The sequence below is a fragment of the Oceaniglobus ichthyenteri genome (genome assembly GCF_003057885.1).
Taxonomy (GTDB): domain Bacteria; phylum Pseudomonadota; class Alphaproteobacteria; order Rhodobacterales; family Rhodobacteraceae; genus Oceaniglobus; species Oceaniglobus ichthyenteri.
In genome coordinates, this window is sequence record NZ_QAGK01000006.1 from 1 (window position 1) to 18,815 (window position 18,815).

The 18,815-nt window shown below is 63.4% G+C and carries 22 protein-coding genes and 1 pseudogene; 6 read left to right on the forward strand and 17 right to left on the reverse strand.

Going from position 1 to position 18,815, the window contains the following annotated elements:
- Window positions 1–1,117 (reverse strand): phage portal protein (locus C8265_RS10220; RefSeq protein WP_240611043.1); only part of this gene is annotated, 1,117 nt, incomplete at its 3' end.
- Between the two features lie 3 nt (window positions 1,118–1,120).
- Window positions 1,121–1,336, reverse strand: coding sequence for a phage head-tail joining protein (locus tag C8265_RS10225; RefSeq protein ID WP_108483927.1), 216 nt, complete (start codon window positions 1,334–1,336; stop codon window positions 1,121–1,123).
- Between the two features lie 65 nt (window positions 1,337–1,401).
- Here C8265_RS10225 and C8265_RS19740 point away from each other — a divergent pair, with 65 nt between their 5' ends.
- Window positions 1,402–2,295, forward strand: coding sequence for a DUF1186 domain-containing protein (locus C8265_RS19740; protein WP_338065781.1), 894 nt, complete (start codon window positions 1,402–1,404; stop codon window positions 2,293–2,295).
- 38 nt (window positions 2,296–2,333) lie between these two features.
- Here the strand turns inward: C8265_RS19740 and C8265_RS10235 are convergent, their stop codons facing one another.
- Window positions 2,334–4,328 (reverse strand): phage terminase large subunit family protein, encoded by a 1,995-nt coding sequence (locus C8265_RS10235; protein WP_108483928.1) that lies wholly within the window; start codon window positions 4,326–4,328, stop codon window positions 2,334–2,336.
- Complete coding sequence (locus C8265_RS10240; RefSeq protein ID WP_108483929.1) at window positions 4,276–4,836, reverse strand: hypothetical protein; 561 nt, start codon at window positions 4,834–4,836, stop codon at window positions 4,276–4,278. Before C8265_RS10240 ends, C8265_RS10235 begins: the two co-directional genes overlap by 53 nt.
- Window positions 4,837–4,982: 146 nt before the next feature.
- Between C8265_RS10240 and C8265_RS10245 the strand changes: the two genes are divergently transcribed.
- The 5 genes from C8265_RS10245 to C8265_RS10265 all read left to right on the forward strand — a co-directional run bounded on the left by C8265_RS10245 (window position 4,983) and on the right by C8265_RS10265 (window position 6,791).
- Complete coding sequence (locus tag C8265_RS10245) at window positions 4,983–5,252, forward strand: hypothetical protein (RefSeq protein WP_108483930.1); 270 nt, start codon at window positions 4,983–4,985, stop codon at window positions 5,250–5,252.
- A gap of 5 nt (window positions 5,253–5,257) precedes the next feature.
- The gene (locus tag C8265_RS10250; protein ID WP_108483931.1) at window positions 5,258–5,476 is read left to right on the forward strand and encodes a hypothetical protein; all 219 of its coding nucleotides are present in this window, start codon (window positions 5,258–5,260) and stop codon (window positions 5,474–5,476) included.
- A 95-nt stretch (window positions 5,477–5,571) separates the two neighbouring features.
- On the forward strand, window positions 5,572–6,132 hold the full coding sequence (locus C8265_RS10255; protein ID WP_108483932.1) for a DUF3489 domain-containing protein: 561 nt from the start codon (window positions 5,572–5,574) through the stop codon (window positions 6,130–6,132).
- Window positions 6,133–6,207: 75 nt separating this feature from the next.
- Window positions 6,208–6,483 carry a type II toxin-antitoxin system Phd/YefM family antitoxin gene (locus C8265_RS10260; protein WP_108484165.1) on the forward strand — a complete coding sequence of 92 codons (276 nt, stop codon included), beginning with the start codon at window positions 6,208–6,210 and terminating at the stop codon, window positions 6,481–6,483.
- Window positions 6,480–6,791 (forward strand): type II toxin-antitoxin system RelE/ParE family toxin, encoded by a 312-nt coding sequence (locus C8265_RS10265; protein ID WP_206050323.1) that lies wholly within the window; start codon window positions 6,480–6,482, stop codon window positions 6,789–6,791. The genes C8265_RS10260 and C8265_RS10265 overlap by 4 nt, the downstream gene beginning before the upstream one ends.
- On the opposite strand, the gene C8265_RS10270 is transcribed toward C8265_RS10265, so the two are convergent.
- The 13 genes and pseudogenes from C8265_RS10270 to C8265_RS10330 all read right to left on the reverse strand — a co-directional run bounded on the left by C8265_RS10270 (window position 6,727) and on the right by C8265_RS10330 (window position 18,806).
- Window positions 6,727–6,993 carry a DUF7220 family protein gene (locus C8265_RS10270; protein WP_108483934.1) on the reverse strand — a complete coding sequence of 89 codons (267 nt, stop codon included), beginning with the start codon at window positions 6,991–6,993 and terminating at the stop codon, window positions 6,727–6,729. The two genes, C8265_RS10265 and C8265_RS10270, sit on opposite strands and share 65 nt — an antisense overlap.
- Before the next feature lie 475 nt (window positions 6,994–7,468).
- Complete coding sequence (locus C8265_RS10280; protein WP_108484166.1) at window positions 7,469–8,500, reverse strand: IS110 family RNA-guided transposase; 1,032 nt, start codon at window positions 8,498–8,500, stop codon at window positions 7,469–7,471.
- Between the two features lie 477 nt (window positions 8,501–8,977).
- A pseudogene (locus C8265_RS19745) lies at window positions 8,978–9,577 on the reverse strand (DNA cytosine methyltransferase); the annotation flags it as partial.
- A 3-nt stretch (window positions 9,578–9,580) separates the two neighbouring features.
- Window positions 9,581–10,834, reverse strand: coding sequence for a site-specific DNA-methyltransferase (locus tag C8265_RS10290; protein ID WP_108483935.1), 1,254 nt, complete (start codon window positions 10,832–10,834; stop codon window positions 9,581–9,583).
- 416 nt (window positions 10,835–11,250) lie between these two features.
- The gene (locus C8265_RS10295) at window positions 11,251–11,628 is read right to left on the reverse strand and encodes a DUF6362 family protein (protein ID WP_108483936.1); all 378 of its coding nucleotides are present in this window, start codon (window positions 11,626–11,628) and stop codon (window positions 11,251–11,253) included.
- Entirely contained in the window at window positions 11,621–11,818 is a 198-nt protein-coding gene (locus C8265_RS10300; protein ID WP_108483937.1) for a hypothetical protein, read from the reverse strand. The genes C8265_RS10295 and C8265_RS10300 overlap by 8 nt, the downstream gene beginning before the upstream one ends.
- Window positions 11,815–12,300, reverse strand: coding sequence for a crossover junction endodeoxyribonuclease RuvC (locus C8265_RS10305; protein WP_108483938.1), 486 nt, complete (start codon window positions 12,298–12,300; stop codon window positions 11,815–11,817). Before C8265_RS10305 ends, C8265_RS10300 begins: the two co-directional genes overlap by 4 nt.
- Window positions 12,301–12,645: 345 nt before the next feature.
- Window positions 12,646–14,970 (reverse strand): DUF3987 domain-containing protein, encoded by a 2,325-nt coding sequence (locus tag C8265_RS10310; protein WP_164512311.1) that lies wholly within the window; start codon window positions 14,968–14,970, stop codon window positions 12,646–12,648.
- Window positions 14,970–15,194, reverse strand: coding sequence for a DUF6511 domain-containing protein (locus C8265_RS19480; protein WP_164512312.1), 225 nt, complete (start codon window positions 15,192–15,194; stop codon window positions 14,970–14,972). The genes C8265_RS10310 and C8265_RS19480 overlap by 1 nt, the downstream gene beginning before the upstream one ends.
- Window positions 15,191–16,930 carry a DEAD/DEAH box helicase gene (locus C8265_RS10315; protein WP_108483940.1) on the reverse strand — a complete coding sequence of 580 codons (1,740 nt, stop codon included), beginning with the start codon at window positions 16,928–16,930 and terminating at the stop codon, window positions 15,191–15,193. Before C8265_RS10315 ends, C8265_RS19480 begins: the two co-directional genes overlap by 4 nt.
- On the reverse strand, window positions 16,924–17,868 hold the full coding sequence (locus tag C8265_RS10320; RefSeq protein WP_108483941.1) for a PD-(D/E)XK nuclease family protein: 945 nt from the start codon (window positions 17,866–17,868) through the stop codon (window positions 16,924–16,926). Before C8265_RS10320 ends, C8265_RS10315 begins: the two co-directional genes overlap by 7 nt.
- Window positions 17,868–18,242, reverse strand: coding sequence for a hypothetical protein (locus C8265_RS10325; protein WP_206050324.1), 375 nt, complete (start codon window positions 18,240–18,242; stop codon window positions 17,868–17,870). The genes C8265_RS10320 and C8265_RS10325 overlap by 1 nt, the downstream gene beginning before the upstream one ends.
- Before the next feature lie 63 nt (window positions 18,243–18,305).
- On the reverse strand, window positions 18,306–18,806 hold the full coding sequence (locus C8265_RS10330) for a DUF669 domain-containing protein (protein WP_108483942.1): 501 nt from the start codon (window positions 18,804–18,806) through the stop codon (window positions 18,306–18,308).
- Between the last annotated feature and the right edge of the window lie 9 nt (window positions 18,807–18,815).

The following is an 18,815-nucleotide window of genomic DNA, read 5'->3' on the forward strand; positions in this document are numbered from 1 at the left end:
GATGCGCGATCACCCCATGCTGCAGCTGGCCAATGCGGCGGCGGAACTCGACCAGCTCTGCCCGCAGGCTCGAATAGTTCGCCTGCCGCACATCCCCGGTCACCAGGTGATAGGGCAGCCCCAGCGAGGCCGATACCGCGAGCAGCGTCCGGTACTGGAATGCTTCATAGCCGCCACCCACGTCAGCGGGGCTCGAGAACTTCACGTCCTCACCGGGCAACAGCACCTGCATCGTGCCGGGCTCGAGGCTGGCGATGGCCGCCCCGTCGAGATCTGCCTCACCTTCGCCCATCATCGGGTCTTCCGGCGCGGTCTTGGTGATGAATCCCGCAAACATCGCCGCGGTTTTCTTGCGGTCCAGTTCGGCGTCGTCGTACTGATCCAGCAGAAACAGCCGCACCATGGCCGGTGCCACATGTGGCAAGCCCCGGATCTGACCCGCATCGATGGGGCGGTAGATGTGCAGCACGTCGACGGCGGACACGCGGACCGTTTCGGGAATCACAGACCCCTGATCGGTGCTGTCACCGGGATGGCGGCGGCGAAAGTGATAGGCCACGCGGCGGCCGATGGCGTCAAATTCAATGCCGCAGCGGATGCGATTGTCGTTGGCCGCCGTCTCGGTCTTGTCGAAGGGCAGCATTTCGGATTGCAGCAGCTGCAATTGCAGCGGCACCAGCATCCCATCCTCAGCCCGGCGCGGCCGCAATCGCACGAAACACTCGCCCGCCACGAACATTTCCCGCGCCACCATCGCCTGCAGGCCGTATAAATCGGTCAGCCCGTCGGCATCGGCCTCATCTGTCCATGCCAGCCAGAGCCGCTGCACCCGATCCCGCAGATCCGGATCCTCGATCAGCGACGAGGGCTTGATCCCATCGCCCACCATGTTCGACGCAAAGGCCTCGCAGGCATTGGCGGCATAGCCATTGGTGACCACCAATTCCCGCGAGCGCGCCAGCAATCGCGGACCGCCCGAGGCGACCAGCGAATTGATGTTTTCAAGCGGCGGGTTCCAGCCCCTGAGCCGCCGTTTAGCCATTGCGCCTTCGAGGCGCGCGGACACAGCAGCGGGACCGCCGGGGCTCCGGCGGCGAAAGCGATCAAACAGCCCCATGGCTCAGAGCCCCTTCGCGGTTGTCACACGCACCTGTCGCACGATCCGCCGCCCCTCGGCCGCCGCGATCTCGCGGTCGAGCGCCTCGATGGCCCGGTCGATTTCCGCCACGCTGCGATAGTCGACCGTCTTGCCGTCGTAGCTGACCCGCGCCACGCCAGAGGACCGCTGTGCAGTGAGAGTCTCGCGGCGGGCGCGAAGTTCTGTGATTGTCGGCATCTGAATTGACCTGACTTGGGAATATGTTTCATTGAGCCAACCGAATCCCGAGTGAGGGCAAAACCATGACCCCAACCGAAATCATGCGCGATCTCGCGCGCGACGACATTTTTCCGAGAACCGCCATGGCCGAAGCAGGCACCCGGCGCGAAGAAATGGCGCCAGTCTTCGTCGATCTCGCAACCCGCCTCGCACATCAGCCTATCCCGGCGATGAAAGACGCTGACTTGATGGCTTTTATTCCGATCTTCCACATGCTGGGCGAATGGCAGGATCCTCGTGCCTATCGCCCGTTGGTTCAGATGCTCCGTCGTCCTACCAAGGTCATCGACCATCTCCTCGGGGACGCTGTCACCGAAACAAGCTTTCGCGTCATCGCTGGAACATTCGACGGCGACCTGCAGCCCGTGTTCGACGCGATCGAGGACAGGAAGGCTGACGAATTCGCGCGTCTGTCCTTGATGAATGCTCTCGTCTTGATAGCGCAACTGCACCCCGCTGAACGCCCGGTGATCGAGAATTATTTCCGGACCTTTCGCCAACGCTGCCCCAAGGCATCGACCGATGTTCTAACTGGCTGGATGGACGGCGTTGCCGATCTTGGGCTTGAAGACATGTCGGAGGCTGTGCGCGAGGTTTTCGACCAGGGCCTGATCCCGAAAGAGTATTGCGACTTCGGGCATTTCCTCGAGGATCTGGAGGCCTCCCTCAACGAAGGTGTTTCCCCCGCAAACCGTCGTTACCAGAAAGCCCTGATCACCAGTGCCATCGATGAGTTGTCGAAATGGCACTGTTATACCGATGAGTTTCTCATCCAGCAGAAGACCCGCAAAGTTGACAACGCCTTACGCGTGGCCCCTTGGACAGAGGCCCTCACAAAGACACCTGACAAACTTGGCCGCAACGATCCCTGTCCCTGCGGCAGCGGCAAGAAGTTCAAGAAATGCTGCCTGCACTGAACCGGCCCGGCCAACATGACCCTGCGTTTCCAGCCCCTTCACCTCATGTAACTTGAGCGCACGGTTCGCCGCTGTGGTCCCGCGCGCCGAGAAGCGGGCGTGGTGTTTCCCGCCCCGTCCTCAGCCATGTCCTGCGCCGTGATCCCGACCTGTGCTTCCAGATCAGTCCACCGCGCATCGGACCAACGGTCTGCGCCCAATATCCAAGCGGCTGCTCGGGCATAGACCCGACAATCCAGAGCTTCATTGCGTTCGCGCAGCTTCTGCCATTCCAGCCGGGCGAAGCCACGCCGGGTACGCACCGTGATCAGTTGTTCGGCCGTGAATTGTTTCAGCCACTCGCCGTCCGCCCAGTTTGGCAGATGGATGGTTCCGGGCGGGCAAAGGTGCCCATTCGCGATTTCCGCCCGCGTCGGCCGGTCCTGCCGAAGGAAGCGATAGGTCTCGGTCTTGAAGGTCGAGGTGGCCACCGTCCAAAGCCGCGCGCCGCGCCGCAGCCTCCTGCCCGCGATGGTCGCATCGACATAGGTCGGGCCGGTGACCGGGCTTGAACGGTTGAACCCTTCGACGCCTTTCACCGGCGCCACCTGCGCGAAACCGACCTGCCGCGACCAGGCATAGACAGCACTGGTTTCATAGCCGGTATCGATCGCCAGCCGCGCCAATGTCATTGGCTGACCGGAAGCATGCTCCCAGGTCTGACCGAGGAAATTGGTCAACTGCTGCCAGCACGCCGGATCGCCAGGCCCGCCCTCCAGGACCAGATGATCGATGAGCCAGCTCTCCAAACCCCTGCCCCAGGCCCAGACATCAACCTCGATCCGGTCCTTCTGCACATCGGCCCCGGCGGTCAGAAACAATCCGCCCGCTGGAACGGTGCCAGCAGTCCATGTCTCGCGCTGATCCGCCAAGCGCTTCCAGTCCGGCGCCTCGCCGCTTTCAACCCATGTCTCGCCGAGGATCGTGTTACGAAACGCCTTGATCGCCTCGTCCGAGCCTTGCGCCGCGTCCCAGGCCCGCACGATCCGCTCCCAACTGAGCCAGCCAATCGGCGAGTAAAGCGCCGAGAGGTGGTAGCCGACGGTATTGGGATCGGCCGCCGTGGCTGTCGCGCGCCATTCACCCGCTTCCAGCATTGCCGTCTTGTGGTGTTCGGCGATGGGTGTCTCACAGCCCTCACAATGATATTCCGCCGTCTCGGGGTGGCCTTTCTGCCAGCGCAGCCGTTCGAACTTCAGCCATTGTTGCTGGCCACAATGCGGACATGGCACGAAGAACCGCCGCTGATCACTGGCCTCGAACTCCCGCTCGATGCGCGACAGCCCCCGGATCGTCGGCGTCGAGACCAGGAAGACCTTGCGCCGATGCGCGAAGGTCAGTGACCGGGCTTCGGCCAGCGTGACCGGGTCGCCCTCCTCGTCGGCCGAGGCCGGATAGGCATCGACCTCGTCGAGGAAGATGTAGCGTGCTGGTGTCGAACGCAGCCCGACCGCCGAGTTCGCGCCGGTCATGATCAGGATGCCGCCCGCGAATTCCTTCGACAGCATCGTGTTCCCGGCGTCGCGAGATCGCGCCGGTTTGACCCGCTCGCGCAGTTCCGGGCTCTCATCAATCAGCGGATCGATCCGCTGGCGCGAGTTGCGTTTTGCCAGTTCCACCGTCGGCTGGACCGCCAGCATCGGGCCCGGCGCCTGGTGGATGGCAAAGCCGATCCAGTTGTTCCCAGCCTCGGTCGCACCGACCTGCGCCGCCTTCATGAACACGATCCGCTGGGTCGGATCGCCCGGGCTCAGCCGATCCATGATCTCGCCCATATAGGGCGTGCGCGCCGTGCGATACCGGCCCGGTTCGGCCGAGGCGCGGCCCGAGAGCATCCGGTGCCGGTCCGCCCATTCAGACACGGTCAGGTCCGGATCCGGCGAGAGGCCCGCGCCCCAGGCGCGCTGGATTTCTGCTGCACCGTCGAACTCAAAGGCATCGTCACCGGAGATCGGGTTTGACCTCGGCAAGATCGTCGAGCTGGGCACGGACATGTTTTTCCAGAACCTTTTGCATGGCTGCAGGCTCAACGCCCAGATCGGCAGCCATCAGCGCAGCCGCACGCGCAGGCCAGTTGACCCAGACGTCGCGCTCCTGCCGCGCCAGCCGAAAGACCAAGGACAGCGCACGCGCCCGGTCGATCAGCTCGCCTTTCAGCTTTTGCAGCCGGAGGCGGCGTTCCTGCGCCTTCAGCACTTCGTTGGCCGTCTTGGCCTGCAGGAAGGTGGTGCCGCTACCGACCGCCGGTGCTGCCAGACCCTGTTCGCGCAGGGTTTCGCCCACAGCGGAGACCGCCGCCTCCGGGACGGGCTTTAGTTTCTGTTGTGGCGCTTTGCGGGTCTTGGACGGATCGGTCGCTTCAGCCCGCAGGGCATCGCTGGCGACCGCGTCGATGCTGCCATCGCCGTGCAAAACCAGCCGTCCGGTCGCCTTGGCCTTCTGGATCGCGCCGCGTGAAAGGCCAACGCGGGCGGCGTATTGGCGCTCGCTCAGACCCTCCATTGCGCGCTCCGATTATCATTCAAAATCATGTGCTTATGTAGTTGATAAGCTTCCGCGCCAGAGCGAACATGGTCTCAAGAAAACGATGCAACTCACCGCCGCGCTCAAGCAGCGCAGCGGTAGCGCAAAACCAAGGAGCCGCCACGATGACCCGCCTGAATCCCCAGACAACGCCCCGCCACCAACTGCGCGCCGAGAAAGCTGCGCGGAACCGGGAAGCAGCGCTCAACGCCTTCATGGGCAAGAAAGCCGAAATCGACGAGATGCTCGCCCGCTTGGCAAGCCTGAGCGACGACCACTTCAACGCCCACCCCGACGAAGTGAACTGGGGCCATGTCGGCGCCCTTGAGCATTACGCCAGCCTGCTGAAGCGCATCACCAACAACGCCTTCAGCGAAGGCGAGCACGCGGAGTGAACGCCATGGAAACCAGCACCATCCGATTGCCGATCCGCAAGCTGCCCGACCACTTGGACAGAAGCCGCATCACCACAATCCTCGACGAGATCGAAGGCGCCCTGCTGGACGACGGCGGCGTTTATGTCCGCGCCCATGCCGACAGCATGACGATCACCATCGAGGTTCCGACCGATCAACTGATTGATGCGGCCGCCTGCCTGAAAGACCTCGGGCTGATCTGACCTCGGGCCCCCGCCCGAACTCCGACCGCGCGCCCTGCGCGGCTTGGGGTCGTAGAAGACCGCGACGGTCGCGGTCCGAACACGGAGACGACCCCATGACCAAGCTATCCGACACCCAGACGATCATCCTGTCCCGCGCGGCCCAGAACGAGGACCGCGTTGCCCTGCCGCTGCCCGACAGCCTGCGCGGCGGTGCCGCTGCCAAGGTGGTCGGCGCGATGCTCGCCAAAGGCCTTCTCGAAGAAGTCGATGCCGACATCCGCAACGGCGAACCGGTCTGGCGCGAGACCGGCGACGGCCACGGTGTCACGCTGGTCGCCACCAACGCAGGCCTCGCCGCCATCGGCATCGAACCCGAGGACGCGAACCCCGCGCCTGCGGGCGCGCTGATCGAGGAGCCCACGCCGGACACCCCCACCGAAACAGAGGCCGCGCCCAAGGCACGGACACCGCGCGAGGGCACCAAGCAGGCAACGCTGATCGCCATGCTGCGCGCGCCGGACGGCGCGACCATCGACGAGATTGTCGCAGCGCTCGAATGGCAATCGCACACGGTGCGCGGCGCGATGGCCGGTGCGCTGAAGAAGAAGCTCGGCCTGACCATCACCTCCGAGGTGGTTGACGGAAGAGGCCGCGTCTACGCTATCCGCGATTGATCACGGAACATCTCGACGCGCATCTGAAATCGCGCTATATTCGCACCGAATTAGATGCGCGCCGGGAGCCCAGCCATGGACATCATCAAAGACATCAGCCCGCTGACCGAGTTCAAACGGAATTCGGCGCGCATGATCGCGCGCATCAAGGAAAGCGGACGGCCGCAGATCCTGACCGTCAATGGCAAGCCTTCGGTCGTCGTCATGGACGCCAGCGCATGGCAGGACATGCAGGACCAGCTCGACCATGCCGAGACCGTCGCGGGCATCCGCAAGGGACTGACGCAAGCCCGGGCCGGTGAAGGCACAGAGGCTGGCCGATTCTTTGACGAACTCGCTCAGACGAAATGACAGCTTCACTGCCGGTGATCATCACGCCGAATGCGGCGGATGATCTGACAGCTTCATGGATCTGGCTGCGCGACCGCAACCCGAGGGCTGCGGACGAATGGCTTGTTGGTATCCGCAATATGATCCTCGACTTTGGCGCCATGCCCGAGGCGCATCCGATTGCGCAGGAATCGAAGGCCTTCGATCTGCCGATCCGGCGCGCGCTCTATGGTCACGGAACCCGCTGGCGGGTCTACTATGCCGTCATCGACGGAGCGGTGCAGGTTCTTCATATCCGGCATGGCCGTCGCAGTGATTGGCAACCCTGATCCGTTCAAACAGCCGCCGAAGGACAAATGAGCGGGCAATGCTCACGAATGAGAAAATGGCGCCCATTTTGAGGTTCTGCGCCAGCGTCGTATGCAGCCCGAAAATCGGGAAGATCAGAATCTGCGTGACGACCGCGACGCCGTAGCCGACGATCACGTTGACGACGGACTCCACCAGCGACATGAGGCGTGACTGCTTCATCCCGCCACCTCATCCGTCGGCCAGCAATTCAGCCGCAAGAATTCGCAGCGCATGCGCCGCAACCAAGGGGACCACGCCGTTGCCACAGAGGCGAAGCCGGTCCACCCGGTGGGCCAGCCCATCAGCGCCTCGACGAACTGCGGGTTCAAGGTTCGGCGCGCTTCGCAGGAATCGATCCCAGCCATCGGCGTCACCAGGACCTTGTGTGGATGCCGCCCGTTTTGCAAGTCGATTTGCCTTGTTCTGAGATAGAGATCGAGTGCGTGCTTGTGTCAGGCCTGATAGTGCGGCCTTTCACACGCCGCTGGCCGGTATGGTGATCCGCGGGCCGGGTCCAAATCTGGCGGGCGAGCGAGTGGCTCTGTGTCCTGGACTGGTTTTCCTGACCCTGATCTGTTCGATCATTTTCCCATGAAGTTCGGCACCTCTCCTTACATCCCCAGCGTACCGGTTTCAGATGATTGTCGTCGCGGTATTACGCCGCCATCAACTGCCCCGGATCTCGATAATCCTCGTTGCGCGTCAGCATCGCCCAGATGCCACGCGCCATCTTGTTCGCCAAAGCGACGGCCACGAGCATTCGCGGTTTCGTCGCCAGCATGCGCGCCAGCCACGTCCCCGGGCGGGCTCCTTTCTGGCTTGTCCATCGCACCACAGCCATCGCGCCGATGATCAGCAATCGCCGTATGTCCTGCTGTCCCATCTTCGACGTTCGGCCCAGCCGCTGCTTGCCCCCTGTCGAGTTCTGCCGGGGCACGAGACCCAGCCAGGCCGCGAAGTTGCGGCCGCAGCCGAAGGTTTCCATTGGCGGCGCAAAGGTTTCAATGGCCAGAGCGCCAATCGGACCGATGCCCGGCATGGTCTGCAATCTGCGGGTCGTATCCGCCGTGCGGGCCAATTCGCCCATCCGCTTCGTCAACGCATTTATCCGGGTGGTCTGTTCGGAGATTTGCGAGAGGAGATCACAGCAGGTCTCGCGCGCCAGCGATGGAATATCAGTATTTTTATCATCGAGAATTTTCGCGATGCGCGGAAGATTGTGGATCCCCTGTGGCGCCACATACCCGAATTCGTAGAGGTGCGAACGCAGGGCGTTCACCAGCTCGGTCCGCTGCTTCAGGAGCTGCTCGCGGGTCCGGAACACGACTGCCCGGGCCTGCTGTTCTGCGCTCTTGACCTCGACGAAGCGCATCGTCGGACGGGTTGCCGCCTCGACGATCGCCTCGGCGTCTGCCGCGTCGTTTTTCTGTCGCTTGATGAACGGTTTCACGTAACGCGCCGAGATCAGCCGCGCGTCATGGCCCAAGCGCCCCAGCTCGCGTGCCCAGAAATGCGCCCCGCCGCAGGCCTCCATGACAACGGAGCAACGTGGCTGCTCGGACATGAAACGGTGAAACTGTGGTCGGCTGAGCTTCTTGCGGAACAGAACGGTCCCGTCCGCCGATGACCCGTGCAGCTGAAAGCTGTGCTTTGCAAGATCGACCCCGACGATGATACCTTTTTCCATGGATGCCTCCTTTTCCTCTCGTGGAACCAAGCACCACGAATGTGGCACATGGCGTTGCCGCCGAGGAAGGGCGGCATCCACCCCATCTGGCGGCCAAGCAGGCCGTTGACCGGCGTGTTCGCCAATGTCGTCGCCCCGTCCTTGTGATCCCGCGCCGTCGGCGTCATCCACATGCGGCTGGCGTTTGTCAGATCCGCTGTCTTGCGATTGCCCGCGCTCGGCTTGCACCCGTCGTTGGCCATCGGCGTCGGCCAGTCCCGCGCCATGCCGTCCAGACCCTTCTGGTGTTTCCGATCTCCGCCCCGGCTGCGAAAGCTGTCGGACTGCGGCGTCGGCCACATCGCGGCCGTCGTCGCGAGGTTCATCCCGTGCTTGCCCGCTTCCTGCGAGGGCGTCGGCTTCGTCTGCCGGTTCTCGTTGGCGCTGGCTCTCGGCGTCGGCCAGAGGCGCAGCATCTCCGTCCGGTTTCCGCCACTCGAACGAGTCCCAGAGCAGGCGCGTGGGGTCGGCCAGCTCGTCTCCCTCGCGAATGGCGAGGATGAACAGCCGTTCGCGCTTGTGGGGCGCGCCGACTTCCGCCGCCGTGAAGAGGCCCGCCGCAAGGCGGTAACCCATGCCGACCAGTCCGCTGGCGACTTCGGGGAAACCGAGGCGGAGATGATGGGCGACATTCTCGAGGAACACGAAGGGCGGTTCGACTTCGCCGATGATGCGGGCGACATGCGGCCAAAGGTGGCGCGGGTCGTCCGCGCCCCGGCGCTTGCCCGCGACGGAGAACGGCTGGCACGGATATCCCGCAGTGACGATGTCCACCGCGCCGCGCCACGGGCGGCCGTCGAAGGTGGCAACATCGTCCCAGACAGGCGCGCGATCCAAGGCCGCGTCTTCCATCCGCGCCACGAGAGTGGCTGCGGCGTAGGTTTCCCGTTCGATATGGCCCACAGTTCGATATCCGGGCATGGCGATGGTGAGCCCGAGGTCGAGCCCGCCTGCGCCGGAGCAGAGGGACAGTCCGAAGAGGCATGCGTCTGCGGTTCCGGAAACGCGTCCGGAGGAAGGTAAAGCCAGGTCATGCATACCTCAATCGTCTTTGGTCTTGATTTCGTTGAAGGATTCGCCTGATCCGGAAAGAACAGCGTCCTTGCCGGTGAACTGCTGCCACCGCTCCACGGCGACATCGACATAACCCGGATTGAGTTCGATCCCGTAGCAGACCCGGCCCGTCGTCTCGGCCGCGATCAGCGTGGTGCCGGATCCCATGAAGGGTTCATAGACCGCCTGCCCCGGGTTGGAATTGTTCAGGATTGGCCGGCGCATGCATTCGACCGGCTTCTGTGTCCCGTGCACGGTTTCAGCATCCTGATCCTTGCCCGAGATCTGCCACAGCGTTGTCTGCTTGCGGTCGCCCGCCCAGTGGCCCTTGCCGGTCTTTTTCACGGCGTAGAGGCACGGCTCGTGCTGCCAATGATAATCACCGCGGCTCAGCACCAGCCGGTCCTTGGCCCAGATGATCTGCGACCGGATATTGAAGCCGGAAGCCTCAAGGCTGTCGGCGACCGTGGTCGCATGCAGCGCGCCGTGCCAGACATAAGCGACGTCGCCGGGGAACAACGCCCAGGCCTCACGCCAGTCAGCACGGTCGTCATTCAGCACCTTGCCGGTGCGCCTGGTTGCGGCGGCCCCTGCCCTGTTGCGCCAGCCGGGATCGTATTCGACGCCATAGGGCGGATCGGTCACCATCAGGAGCGGCTGCACATCACCCAGTAGACGCTCGACATCGGTGGCAACGGTCGCGTCACCGCAGAGCAGCCGATGCTTGCCCAGCAGCCAGAGATCGCCGGGACGGCTGATCGGGATCTCGGGTGCTTCGGGGATATCGTCCTCGCCCTCTCGGGACGCAGTCTCAGGATCAACCTCTCCGGCCAACAGCACCTCGAGTTCAGCGTCGTCGAATCCGATGAGCGACAGATCGAAATCCTCGGCCAGCAGGTCGTTCAGTTCGGCCGACAGCAGCGCCTCGTCCCAGGTCCCGAGTTCTGTCAGCTTGTTATCCGCGATCCGGTAGGCCCGGCGCTGCGCCTCGGTCAGGTGGTCCAGCACGATCACTGGCGCTTCCGTAAGCCCGAGCTGCGTCGCCGCCAGCACCCGGCCATGGCCCGCGATCAACTCGCCGTCGTCACCGACCAGGCAAGGCACAGTCCAGCCGAACTCGGCCATGCTGGCGGCGATCTTCGCAACCTGATCCGCGCCGTGCATCTTGGCGTTGTTCGCGTAGGGCTGAAGCTTGGCCAGCGGCCAGGTCTTGATCGCGTCCGGGGTAAAGCTCAGCGTCATTATGATCGGTTCGCCTCATTGGGTGGATCCCCTGGATTCCGGACACCGGCAGCCAGCCTGGACTCCGCAAAGAATCCAGCGGCCACCGGACGCATCCGGATTCAAAGGTTTGTTTTTATTGTGGTTTTCAGCAGATTTCGGGTGGATTCCCGCCGGGGTGGCTTCCCAAAATACTGGCCCTGTCGCTGGCGATATTGCGCGCTGCGCCCCCCCGTATAGGTTTACGGCCAGGAAGGACCCGTAAAGTCAGTGGGTTAGCCGCCTGGACCCTTCGATGGACGCCGGAAGCCAGTGGGGCATCCAGCAACGAAAACGGGGAGAGCCGTTTTCCAACGCACTCTCCCCATTATGCCCTACGGATAGCACGGAAATGTTGCACTTGTCGAACAAAAAAGTGTTGCAACACGTTGGAGTCGCTAGGCATTCAGCCGCGAGGCGATCTTGGTGAGCGCCAGCTGCCACCTCCGCCACGCAGTTGTACGATCGCACCCCAACTCGCCGCTGATCTGCTTCCAAGGCACACGCGCAGCCCGGGACCAGATCAGCTTGCGTTCCTGCTCCTCAATCCAGAGCACCCAGTCGAAGGTCTGCTCGAGCCGGGAGATCGACGCCGCCGAAGGCCAGACGCGCATGGGTTGCGGTTCCATCGCTGCGATTTCGCGGCTGGTCCGCACGATGTCCGGCCATGCGTTGAAATACCCACGGGCCTTCACCGGCGGTAGCTTCCGGAGGGTGCGGAACGCTTCTTCGAAATGATCGGCGACATCGTCAGCAGTCCAGATGCGATCAGCCATGGCGCACCTCCCCTGCTGGGCGCGGCCCGTACAGTTTCTTACCCAGTTGTTCGACCAGCTCCCGTTCGGGCCAGGTCAGGCGGTGATCGTGGATGCTGACGGCCAGCACGCCCTGCTCACGCCAGCCCTCCCGTTTGACCCGCTCGGGGTCACGGCGCTGACCGCCATAGCCTTTGGGGGTGAACCTCATGCTGTACCTCCCCGGGTCTCGATGGCCCAGTGAAGGATGGCGATGGCGTCAGCCTCATTGTCGTCGGACGGGTTGAACCCTCGGGCGCGCGCTGCGTCGATCATCGCCTGCTTGGGAGCGTTGCCCTTGCCGGTCGCGTGGCGCTTAATGGTCCCGACCGGCACGCCCTCATATGGAATGCCCCTGAGTTCGGCCCAGCTGGTCAGCGACGCGATCAGGCCCCCATAGACATGAGCCGCGTCGGTGCCTGCATGGCGACGGACTTCCTCGAACCAGATCGCCGCGCAAGGTCCCGATAGCCGATCCAATTCGGTCAGCCAGTTGGTGAAGCGCAGATAGCGCATGCCACCGCCATCGTAGCGTCCAGGTTTGAACGACGCCGTACCGGTGGTGATCAGCCCGTCGAAGGTCCGGAGCGCCCAGCCCGTCGTGGTTCCAAGATCGAGCGCCAAAATGCAGCGCGGGTTTTGTGATTGGGTCATGACGACCTCCTCTTCGGTTTGCCGGGCTCGGCGAGAGGGCTGGCCGGTGAAGGCTGCGGTCTCGCCAGGCCCCGAAGGGTGGTCTGGTCACGTCAGGCGCAGGGCGATCGGGTCGCACTGCGAATTGTTCTTGGGCTTCAAGGTCCCCCCGTGAAGGATTCGGACCGCTAACCCATTGCCCAGTCTCTATAATATATAATTATTCAATTATTATATAGTTATAGAGGGTGTCTCTCTATTTCTAATCGCGCGCGCATACACGCGAGGGGTATAGGCATCCTCTTGAAAGATTGAAGAATGTGAAAGAACAAGTTTTCGGACTATCTTTCATATGGTTAGGCATCATTACAGTTCCTTCTGACTGACTTTGCGCCCTGAAGCATCTCGCCAGGGGCCCATCCAGCGGGCCATCCGGTAGACCATGGCCTGCCTCGTCGATGATCCCCGCATGCCCGTCGTGACGTCTCCGGTTTCAATCAGGGTGAGCAGGATCTCATCGCGGTCGCGGGATTTCAGCCACTGGGAGGCACGCGTGATTTCCGACTTGGTGATCCCGTTCGCTCCTGCGGCGCGGATGACCTCCTTGAGCCGTTTCAAGTGGGCCTCGGTCTCCGTGTCGGCCACATGTCGCTCGACGGCTTCCATGGTCTGCCGCGCATAATGGCGCACGAAGTCGATAGCCCAGTCCGCCGCCGAGAGGTCGATCTCGGAATTTGCCGGGTCGCGCCCGACCGCGACGATCAGCGCCAGCTTCAACGCGTTCTCTCCGATGCGGGCCAGGATTGCGGTGAAGGCCGTCCCAGCTGCCGCCCGCAACTCCTCCGTCAATTCGGCACTCAGTGCCTTAAAACGCGCCCTCGCTTCATCGGTCATGGGCACGATGGTCGGATTTACTGTCGTGTTCTGATCGGCCGTCTTGCCCGCAAGATTGCCCTTCTGGTGCCCACCCCCAGCGGCCACGCCCTGCAATCCGTGGATGAGTGCTGGCGGTGCCTGGCGGATCCCAACGGCGATGTTCTCGTCCGGGTAATCCTCGTCGCTCGGCAGAATCAGAAAACGCGCAAGCGATCCGTCGACCACATTTGCCCCCTGCAGCGCGCCCCAAAAGTGCAAGGGCGTCGTGGTGCCATAGACGCAAAGACAGGGCTGGACGATATCCCGCCGCTCGTTCGACCCATCACGGTTCGCATATTCCGCGCCGAGGAAGATCCCCCCCGCTGCGGTGTAGAGCTCGGTCATGTTGTCGAGGATTTCGGTAATATGGCGCGGACTGCGTCGTCGATCGGCTGCCGCCGCCAAGAACATGCCGAATTCATCGATCTGGAACAGGATCGCGGGCTGGCGGTGCAGCGCGGTCAGAAGCCCCGCCCCGGAGGCGATCTTGTTGCCGCCGAGATGATGCGCCAGCCCCGCCTCGAAGAAGACCTCGTTGATGATCTCGCGGGCGTGGTTTTTTCCCGATCCGCTGTCGGCGATGCCGACGACATACAGGTTCGAACGCAGGTTGCTTTCGGTCCGATACTGCCGCCCCATAAGCGCGCCGATCGCACAGAGGCTCGCTCCGAGTGACAAAAGCGGCTGCGGACGCCGGGCCGTCGACAACATGTATTCCGTCAGATCACCCACCAGCCCGTCCGGCATCTCCAGCGTGAACGAACGGCTGACCGGGGTGTCGACGCCTTCTTCAGAACGACCGTCCAGCCTCGATAACAGCCCCGCAGCTGGATGCTTGCCATCGCAGACCAAAGACCCGTCAAGGCGCAGCGATGAATCAGGCTGCCAGCCGCGCTCCATGGCGAGGTGATAGATCGTGCCAGCCCCGATGCGATCCGGCTTGAAGCTCGCCCACGCCTTGGCTGTGGTCGCGGGGACGTCCTTCGCAGCCTGCGCTGACCAATCCGCGAACAGATCTTGACCGGCTTCACCGAGCGCGCCCTTGAGCGCCATACCAATCCGCATCCAGCTGTCATAGTCGAGTTCCGCGTTGGGCAGCCATTCCAGCGCGGCCCGGATGGCAGGCAATGTACCGACCTGGCTATGGCTGCGCAGGTGTTCCGCCCCAAGCGACATGGCTGCAAGCCCACGCTGCCGCAGGGTTTCCGGCAGCAGCGCATAGGCCTCGTCCAGAAACGCCGCCGCAGCCTCCGCAGTAATTTCCGGCAGATCTGTGATGTCGAGATCAGCCAGCCCTTCCTCGGGCCAGACATAGGGGGCACACGTGTCCGGATGATCGGCATAGGCCAGGAACTGCTGGCCGAGACAGAGCACTTCCAGCGGGTGGCGCTTGATGCCGCGAAACGGTTCGGCCGTGCGATAGATCAGCATGCGTTTCGGGGCGCGCCCAATGCGCAAGGCAGGCGTGTCGCCCAGCATGTCCCGGGCCAGTCGCTCGATCCGGAGCGCCAATTCAGCATCCTCGACGATATCGATGTCGACCGCCGCAACCGCGCCGCCAACGATCCCCACGCCGCACTCCGGCCAGGCCGACCATGTCGTCACCTCCACCTCGGTCGTGGGGCGCTCTGCATGCCGATTCCATTCTCGATAATCGGTCCAGGCCCCGCGCTGAAAACGCCCCGGCTTCTTGGTGCCCGGGCCAATCGGCAGAATGGCATAGCCGTTGGTGACCAACCGCGCGCCAAACCGAGCCATGTAAGATGTGTCTGCCATCAGAACGGTACCTCCGGAGTCATCCCGTCGAGCCGCGTGCGGTCCCTGGCCGCAAGCGCGCGCAGGTGGTCGCAATATCCGGTGACAACCGCATCCAGAAAGCGGTCCCATTCGGTCTCGGTCAGGGTGACGAGGTCGGTTTTGCCGATGCTCTCGAGGTATTCACCGCCCTGTTGGCCACCGACGGTCATGGCCTCGCTCTCGTTCGGAGTGGGGTCGATCATGCCCTTCCTCCCATGGCAGAGGTCCTGACAGGTCCGAGAGCAGAGGTGCTTGCGGCTTGCGTCCCGCCGCTGGTCCGAGATGCGGAAACCTGCGTTGAACCAGCCAAAGCCGCGAGGTTCCCGGTGGCAGACGGCGCAGAGGCCGGGGTGGGTTTGGCGCATGGATCGAACCTGTAGCCCGAGATTTCAAAAAAGCGGCCCGATGGACGGACCGAGATTTCGCTTGGGCGCGTGAGACGGCTCGCCTGCGCAATGGCCTCGTTCACGCTGAGCGGAACAGGCAGACCGGGTGCACGCTTGCGCCACCAGTCCGCGGCCTTCTGGCGCGCGTATCCCTGATGCTCGAAGCAAACCCATTCGCTGTAAGTGGCGAGACCGCAGCTGTAAGTGACCTTGAGCGAGGGTCGCCCGCCGCGTTTGTCGTGACGGCAGTAAGATACGCCGCTCACCTGCAGCCATTGAGGTGCTTTTGACGACAGGACCGGCAGCGTGGCCGCGGTCGGCGCAATCTTCACCTCACGGGCCGGGAATTCATAGCCGCAGTCCGGACATTCGGTCGCCGAGAGCGCCACGATGCTCTCACACATGGGGCAGACCTTTGTGGGTGCCTCTCCCCCGCCATTCTCACCGGGACGCTTTGGACGCACGAGATCAATCGGGCCGTGGCGCCGGACATTGCCCGCAAAATCCAGAACCAGGCAGTTCTCCTTGCCTGGCGCCAGGCGCGTTCCCCGACCGACCATCTGGACATAGAGCCCGGCCGACTGGGTCGGACGCAGCAGCGCAATGAGATCGACGGCTGGGGCGTTGAAGCCGGTAGTCAGCACGCCCATCGACGCCAATGCGCGGATTTCGCCCCGCTTGAACGCGGCAATGATGGCGTCGCGCTCGTCCTTCGGCGTATCGCCGAAGATCGTGCGGCAACTGATGCCCCTGCGCTGGAATTCCTCCGCAACGTGGCGCGCGTGATCCACGCCCGAGCAGAAGGCCAGCCAGGATTTGCGATCCTTGCCGTACTCGATGATCTCGGTGACAGCTGCCCGGGTGGTTGCTTCCTGGTCAACTGCTACCGCCAGATCGCGGGCGATGAAATCACCGGCGCGGGTGCCAACTTTCGACACATCAAGCCGGGTGGCGGGCTGCTTCGAGACGAGTGGGCTGAGATAGCCTTGATCGATCAGGTCGCGGACCGGGGCCTCGTAGGCGATGTCGGTGAAGAGCGCCGATCTGCCTTCATGCAGCATGCCGCTGTCGAGCCGGAACGGCGTGGCCGTAAGTCCGATCACCTTCAGCGCCGGGTTGATCGCACTCAGCGCATCGAGGAAACGCCGATACATGGTGTTCGACCTGCCTGGGATCAGATGGGCCTCGTCGATCAGCACCAGATCGGTATGACCAATCTCGCGGGCCCGGCGGTGGATCGACTGGATGCCGGCAAACAGGACGCGCGCCTGCGCCTCGCGCTTGCCCAGACCCGCCGAATAAATGCCCGCAGGAGCCTCGGGCCAAAGGCCGATCATCTCAGCATGGTTCTGCGCGATCAGCTCACGCACATGGGTCACGATCAGGATGCGCTGATCGGGCCAGGCTTTCAGCACCCCTTCGATGAAGGACGCCATGACAAGGCTCTTGCCCCCAGCGGTTGGAATGACCACCAGCGGATTGCCCTTGTTGTTCTGGAAATAGCCGTAGATCGAAGAGATTGCAGCATTTTGGTATGGGCGCAGGGTCAGCATGGCGCGGCCTCCGTGGTACGGGCGTCATTTGACCAGGAGGAGCCATCAGCCATGCGGTAGGTGACGATATCCTCCCCCGCATCGATGACCTCACCCGGCACGAGATCGGGGATGAAGAGATGTTTGCCGCAGGCGGCACGCTGCTCGGGTGGAGCCAGCATTCGGTCGTGCCGGGCGCAGTGCCATCCGCCGTCAATCGGCGTGGAATGCAGGCAGGACCGACAGGTCACGGCGGCCTCGCCACCATCGTGGCAAGCAGTCCGGTGATCGCAGAAGCGGCATTCAAACCAGGCCGGATCCTCGCTGATCCGCGCGGGCGGATGCTGGGCGAAGATGACCCGGCCCGCCTTGTCCAACAGGCGTTCGGCCATGGCGGGATCGGCTTTAAGGCGCTCGACATGCAGCGCGTCGGTATTCTTGCAGACCGCCACGTACAGCGCCCGCGTTATCCCGGTCAGGTGCATGTAGATCTGCATCTGAGCAGCGTGCTGGGGCTTGGACAGCGCCACGCCTTTCGCGGTCAAATCGGCAAAGCTCTTCGCCGAATGGGTCTTGAATTCGAGAACGTGCCAGGTTTTTGGCGCCTCAAGCAGCCCGAGGGCGACGCCGTCAAGCGAGCCGCCGAAATGGCCGCCGTGGGCTTCGACACGGAACTGGCGACCCGTGTCCGGATCGACCTCCAACACCGTCGCACCCGTGGCGCGCAGGTTGCGGACCATCCGGTCCTCTTCCAGTTGGCCGGTCTCGAACAGACGCAGCAGGCGGCCGGAATGGCGTGGAGGCGTCACCCAGCGGAAATCATACCAGAGCGCGCGTGCGCAGGATTTGCCGATGATCGACGCGCCGAGGTGGTCGCGAAAGCCATCGCCCTGCCGCGCCTCGTAAGACGCATAGATCGCAGTCAGTGTTGGCGTGGCCGGTGCGGGAAGATCAGCCATCACAAACCCTCCCGTTCGCTGCGGGCCTGAGCCTCGGCCAAAATGCCGCTCCACGTCTCCGGGTCATGCCGGTCACGCAGAACGCCGATCAGCGCGTCCTTCAGCTTCTCGCGACGACGGCGGCCGGTTCCTTTCGCCAGCAGTTCTGCCCGTTCGCGGCACAGGTGGCGCAGCGCGGTCCGTGCCCGGTGGAACCAGTCGGGATCGATGGGTTTTTGGCCCCGCTGGCGTGCCAGATCGGCGGTTGCGATCTGCGTGCGGATCTTGGCGATATCGTCGTCGAGTTCGATCAACCGGCGCTGGTCTTCAGGCAAGCCGGAGCTGATCGCGGCCCCGAGAGTGTTCTCGGCGGCCGCGTTGGTCAGATTAGTCATGGAAGAATCCTCAGATGTGTTTGGGCGCTGCCCCGGCAAATGGGAGCGGAGCAGCGCAGGGCATCAGCCCTTCCTGTTCCAGGGAGCGGAGGCCATCTTGGCCGGGGCTGCTGCTGCGTCCCCGCCGGTCTGGGCGTGCTTCGACGCTTGCGGTGCGACCGCACCCTGTTCCGGCGTCATGTAGCGGATCGCATTGCTCTCCCCGTAGCCGTTCTTGGGCGGCCTCACCGTCACCTGGATCGTCACCGGGATAAGATGCAGTTCTTCGCTGTCGCTGACCTGCATCTTGCCCGTCGCGTGGCAAATCGCCGACAGCGTCCGCTGTGCGATCTCGACCGTGGTCGGGTTCGGGTTCACCAGATTCAGCTGGTCGAAGATCTTCCGGCCCTTATGCGGGCCATCCAGAATATCCAGCATCAGCCAGAGGAACTGGCCCATGCCGTTGCGGGTCACGCGCATCTCGCTCTCGACGATCTGGGCGCGGTATTTGCCAGCGGGCAGCAGCTCATAGGCGGTGGTGGGCTCGATGCCCGAGGCATCAAATGCGGCGTCAAAACGTGCCATGGTCGTATC

What these genes read in the sequence shown, in the direction of transcription:
- C8265_RS10225 (WP_108483927.1), bottom strand. Translation starts at nt 1,336, where the DNA reads ATGCCGACAATCACAGAACTTCGCGCCCGCCGCGAGACTCTCACTGCA.
- C8265_RS19740 (WP_338065781.1), top strand. Translation starts at nt 1,402, where the DNA reads ATGACCCCAACCGAAATCATGCGCGATCTCGCGCGCGACGACATTTTT.
- C8265_RS10235 (WP_108483928.1), bottom strand. Translation starts at nt 4,328, where the DNA reads ATGTCCGTGCCCAGCTCGACGATCTTGCCGAGGTCAAACCCGATCTCC.
- C8265_RS10240 (WP_108483929.1), bottom strand. Translation starts at nt 4,836, where the DNA reads ATGGAGGGTCTGAGCGAGCGCCAATACGCCGCCCGCGTTGGCCTTTCA.
- C8265_RS10245 (WP_108483930.1), top strand. Translation starts at nt 4,983, where the DNA reads ATGACCCGCCTGAATCCCCAGACAACGCCCCGCCACCAACTGCGCGCC.
- C8265_RS10250 (WP_108483931.1), top strand. Translation starts at nt 5,258, where the DNA reads ATGGAAACCAGCACCATCCGATTGCCGATCCGCAAGCTGCCCGACCAC.
- C8265_RS10255 (WP_108483932.1), top strand. Translation starts at nt 5,572, where the DNA reads ATGACCAAGCTATCCGACACCCAGACGATCATCCTGTCCCGCGCGGCC.
- C8265_RS10260 (WP_108484165.1), top strand. Translation starts at nt 6,208, where the DNA reads ATGGACATCATCAAAGACATCAGCCCGCTGACCGAGTTCAAACGGAAT.
- C8265_RS10265 (WP_206050323.1), top strand. Translation starts at nt 6,480, where the DNA reads ATGACAGCTTCACTGCCGGTGATCATCACGCCGAATGCGGCGGATGAT.
- C8265_RS10270 (WP_108483934.1), bottom strand. Translation starts at nt 6,993, where the DNA reads ATGAAGCAGTCACGCCTCATGTCGCTGGTGGAGTCCGTCGTCAACGTG.
- C8265_RS10280 (WP_108484166.1), bottom strand. Translation starts at nt 8,500, where the DNA reads ATGGAAAAAGGTATCATCGTCGGGGTCGATCTTGCAAAGCACAGCTTT.
- C8265_RS10290 (WP_108483935.1), bottom strand. Translation starts at nt 10,834, where the DNA reads ATGACGCTGAGCTTTACCCCGGACGCGATCAAGACCTGGCCGCTGGCC.
- C8265_RS10295 (WP_108483936.1), bottom strand. Translation starts at nt 11,628, where the DNA reads ATGGCTGATCGCATCTGGACTGCTGACGATGTCGCCGATCATTTCGAA.
- C8265_RS10300 (WP_108483937.1), bottom strand. Translation starts at nt 11,818, where the DNA reads ATGAGGTTCACCCCCAAAGGCTATGGCGGTCAGCGCCGTGACCCCGAG.
- C8265_RS10305 (WP_108483938.1), bottom strand. Translation starts at nt 12,300, where the DNA reads ATGACCCAATCACAAAACCCGCGCTGCATTTTGGCGCTCGATCTTGGA.
- C8265_RS10310 (WP_164512311.1), bottom strand. Translation starts at nt 14,970, where the DNA reads ATGGCAGACACATCTTACATGGCTCGGTTTGGCGCGCGGTTGGTCACC.
- C8265_RS19480 (WP_164512312.1), bottom strand. Translation starts at nt 15,194, where the DNA reads ATGATCGACCCCACTCCGAACGAGAGCGAGGCCATGACCGTCGGTGGC.
- C8265_RS10315 (WP_108483940.1), bottom strand. Translation starts at nt 16,930, where the DNA reads ATGCTGACCCTGCGCCCATACCAAAATGCTGCAATCTCTTCGATCTAC.
- C8265_RS10320 (WP_108483941.1), bottom strand. Translation starts at nt 17,868, where the DNA reads ATGGCTGATCTTCCCGCACCGGCCACGCCAACACTGACTGCGATCTAT.
- C8265_RS10325 (WP_206050324.1), bottom strand. Translation starts at nt 18,242, where the DNA reads ATGACTAATCTGACCAACGCGGCCGCCGAGAACACTCTCGGGGCCGCG.
- C8265_RS10330 (WP_108483942.1), bottom strand. Translation starts at nt 18,806, where the DNA reads ATGGCACGTTTTGACGCCGCATTTGATGCCTCGGGCATCGAGCCCACC.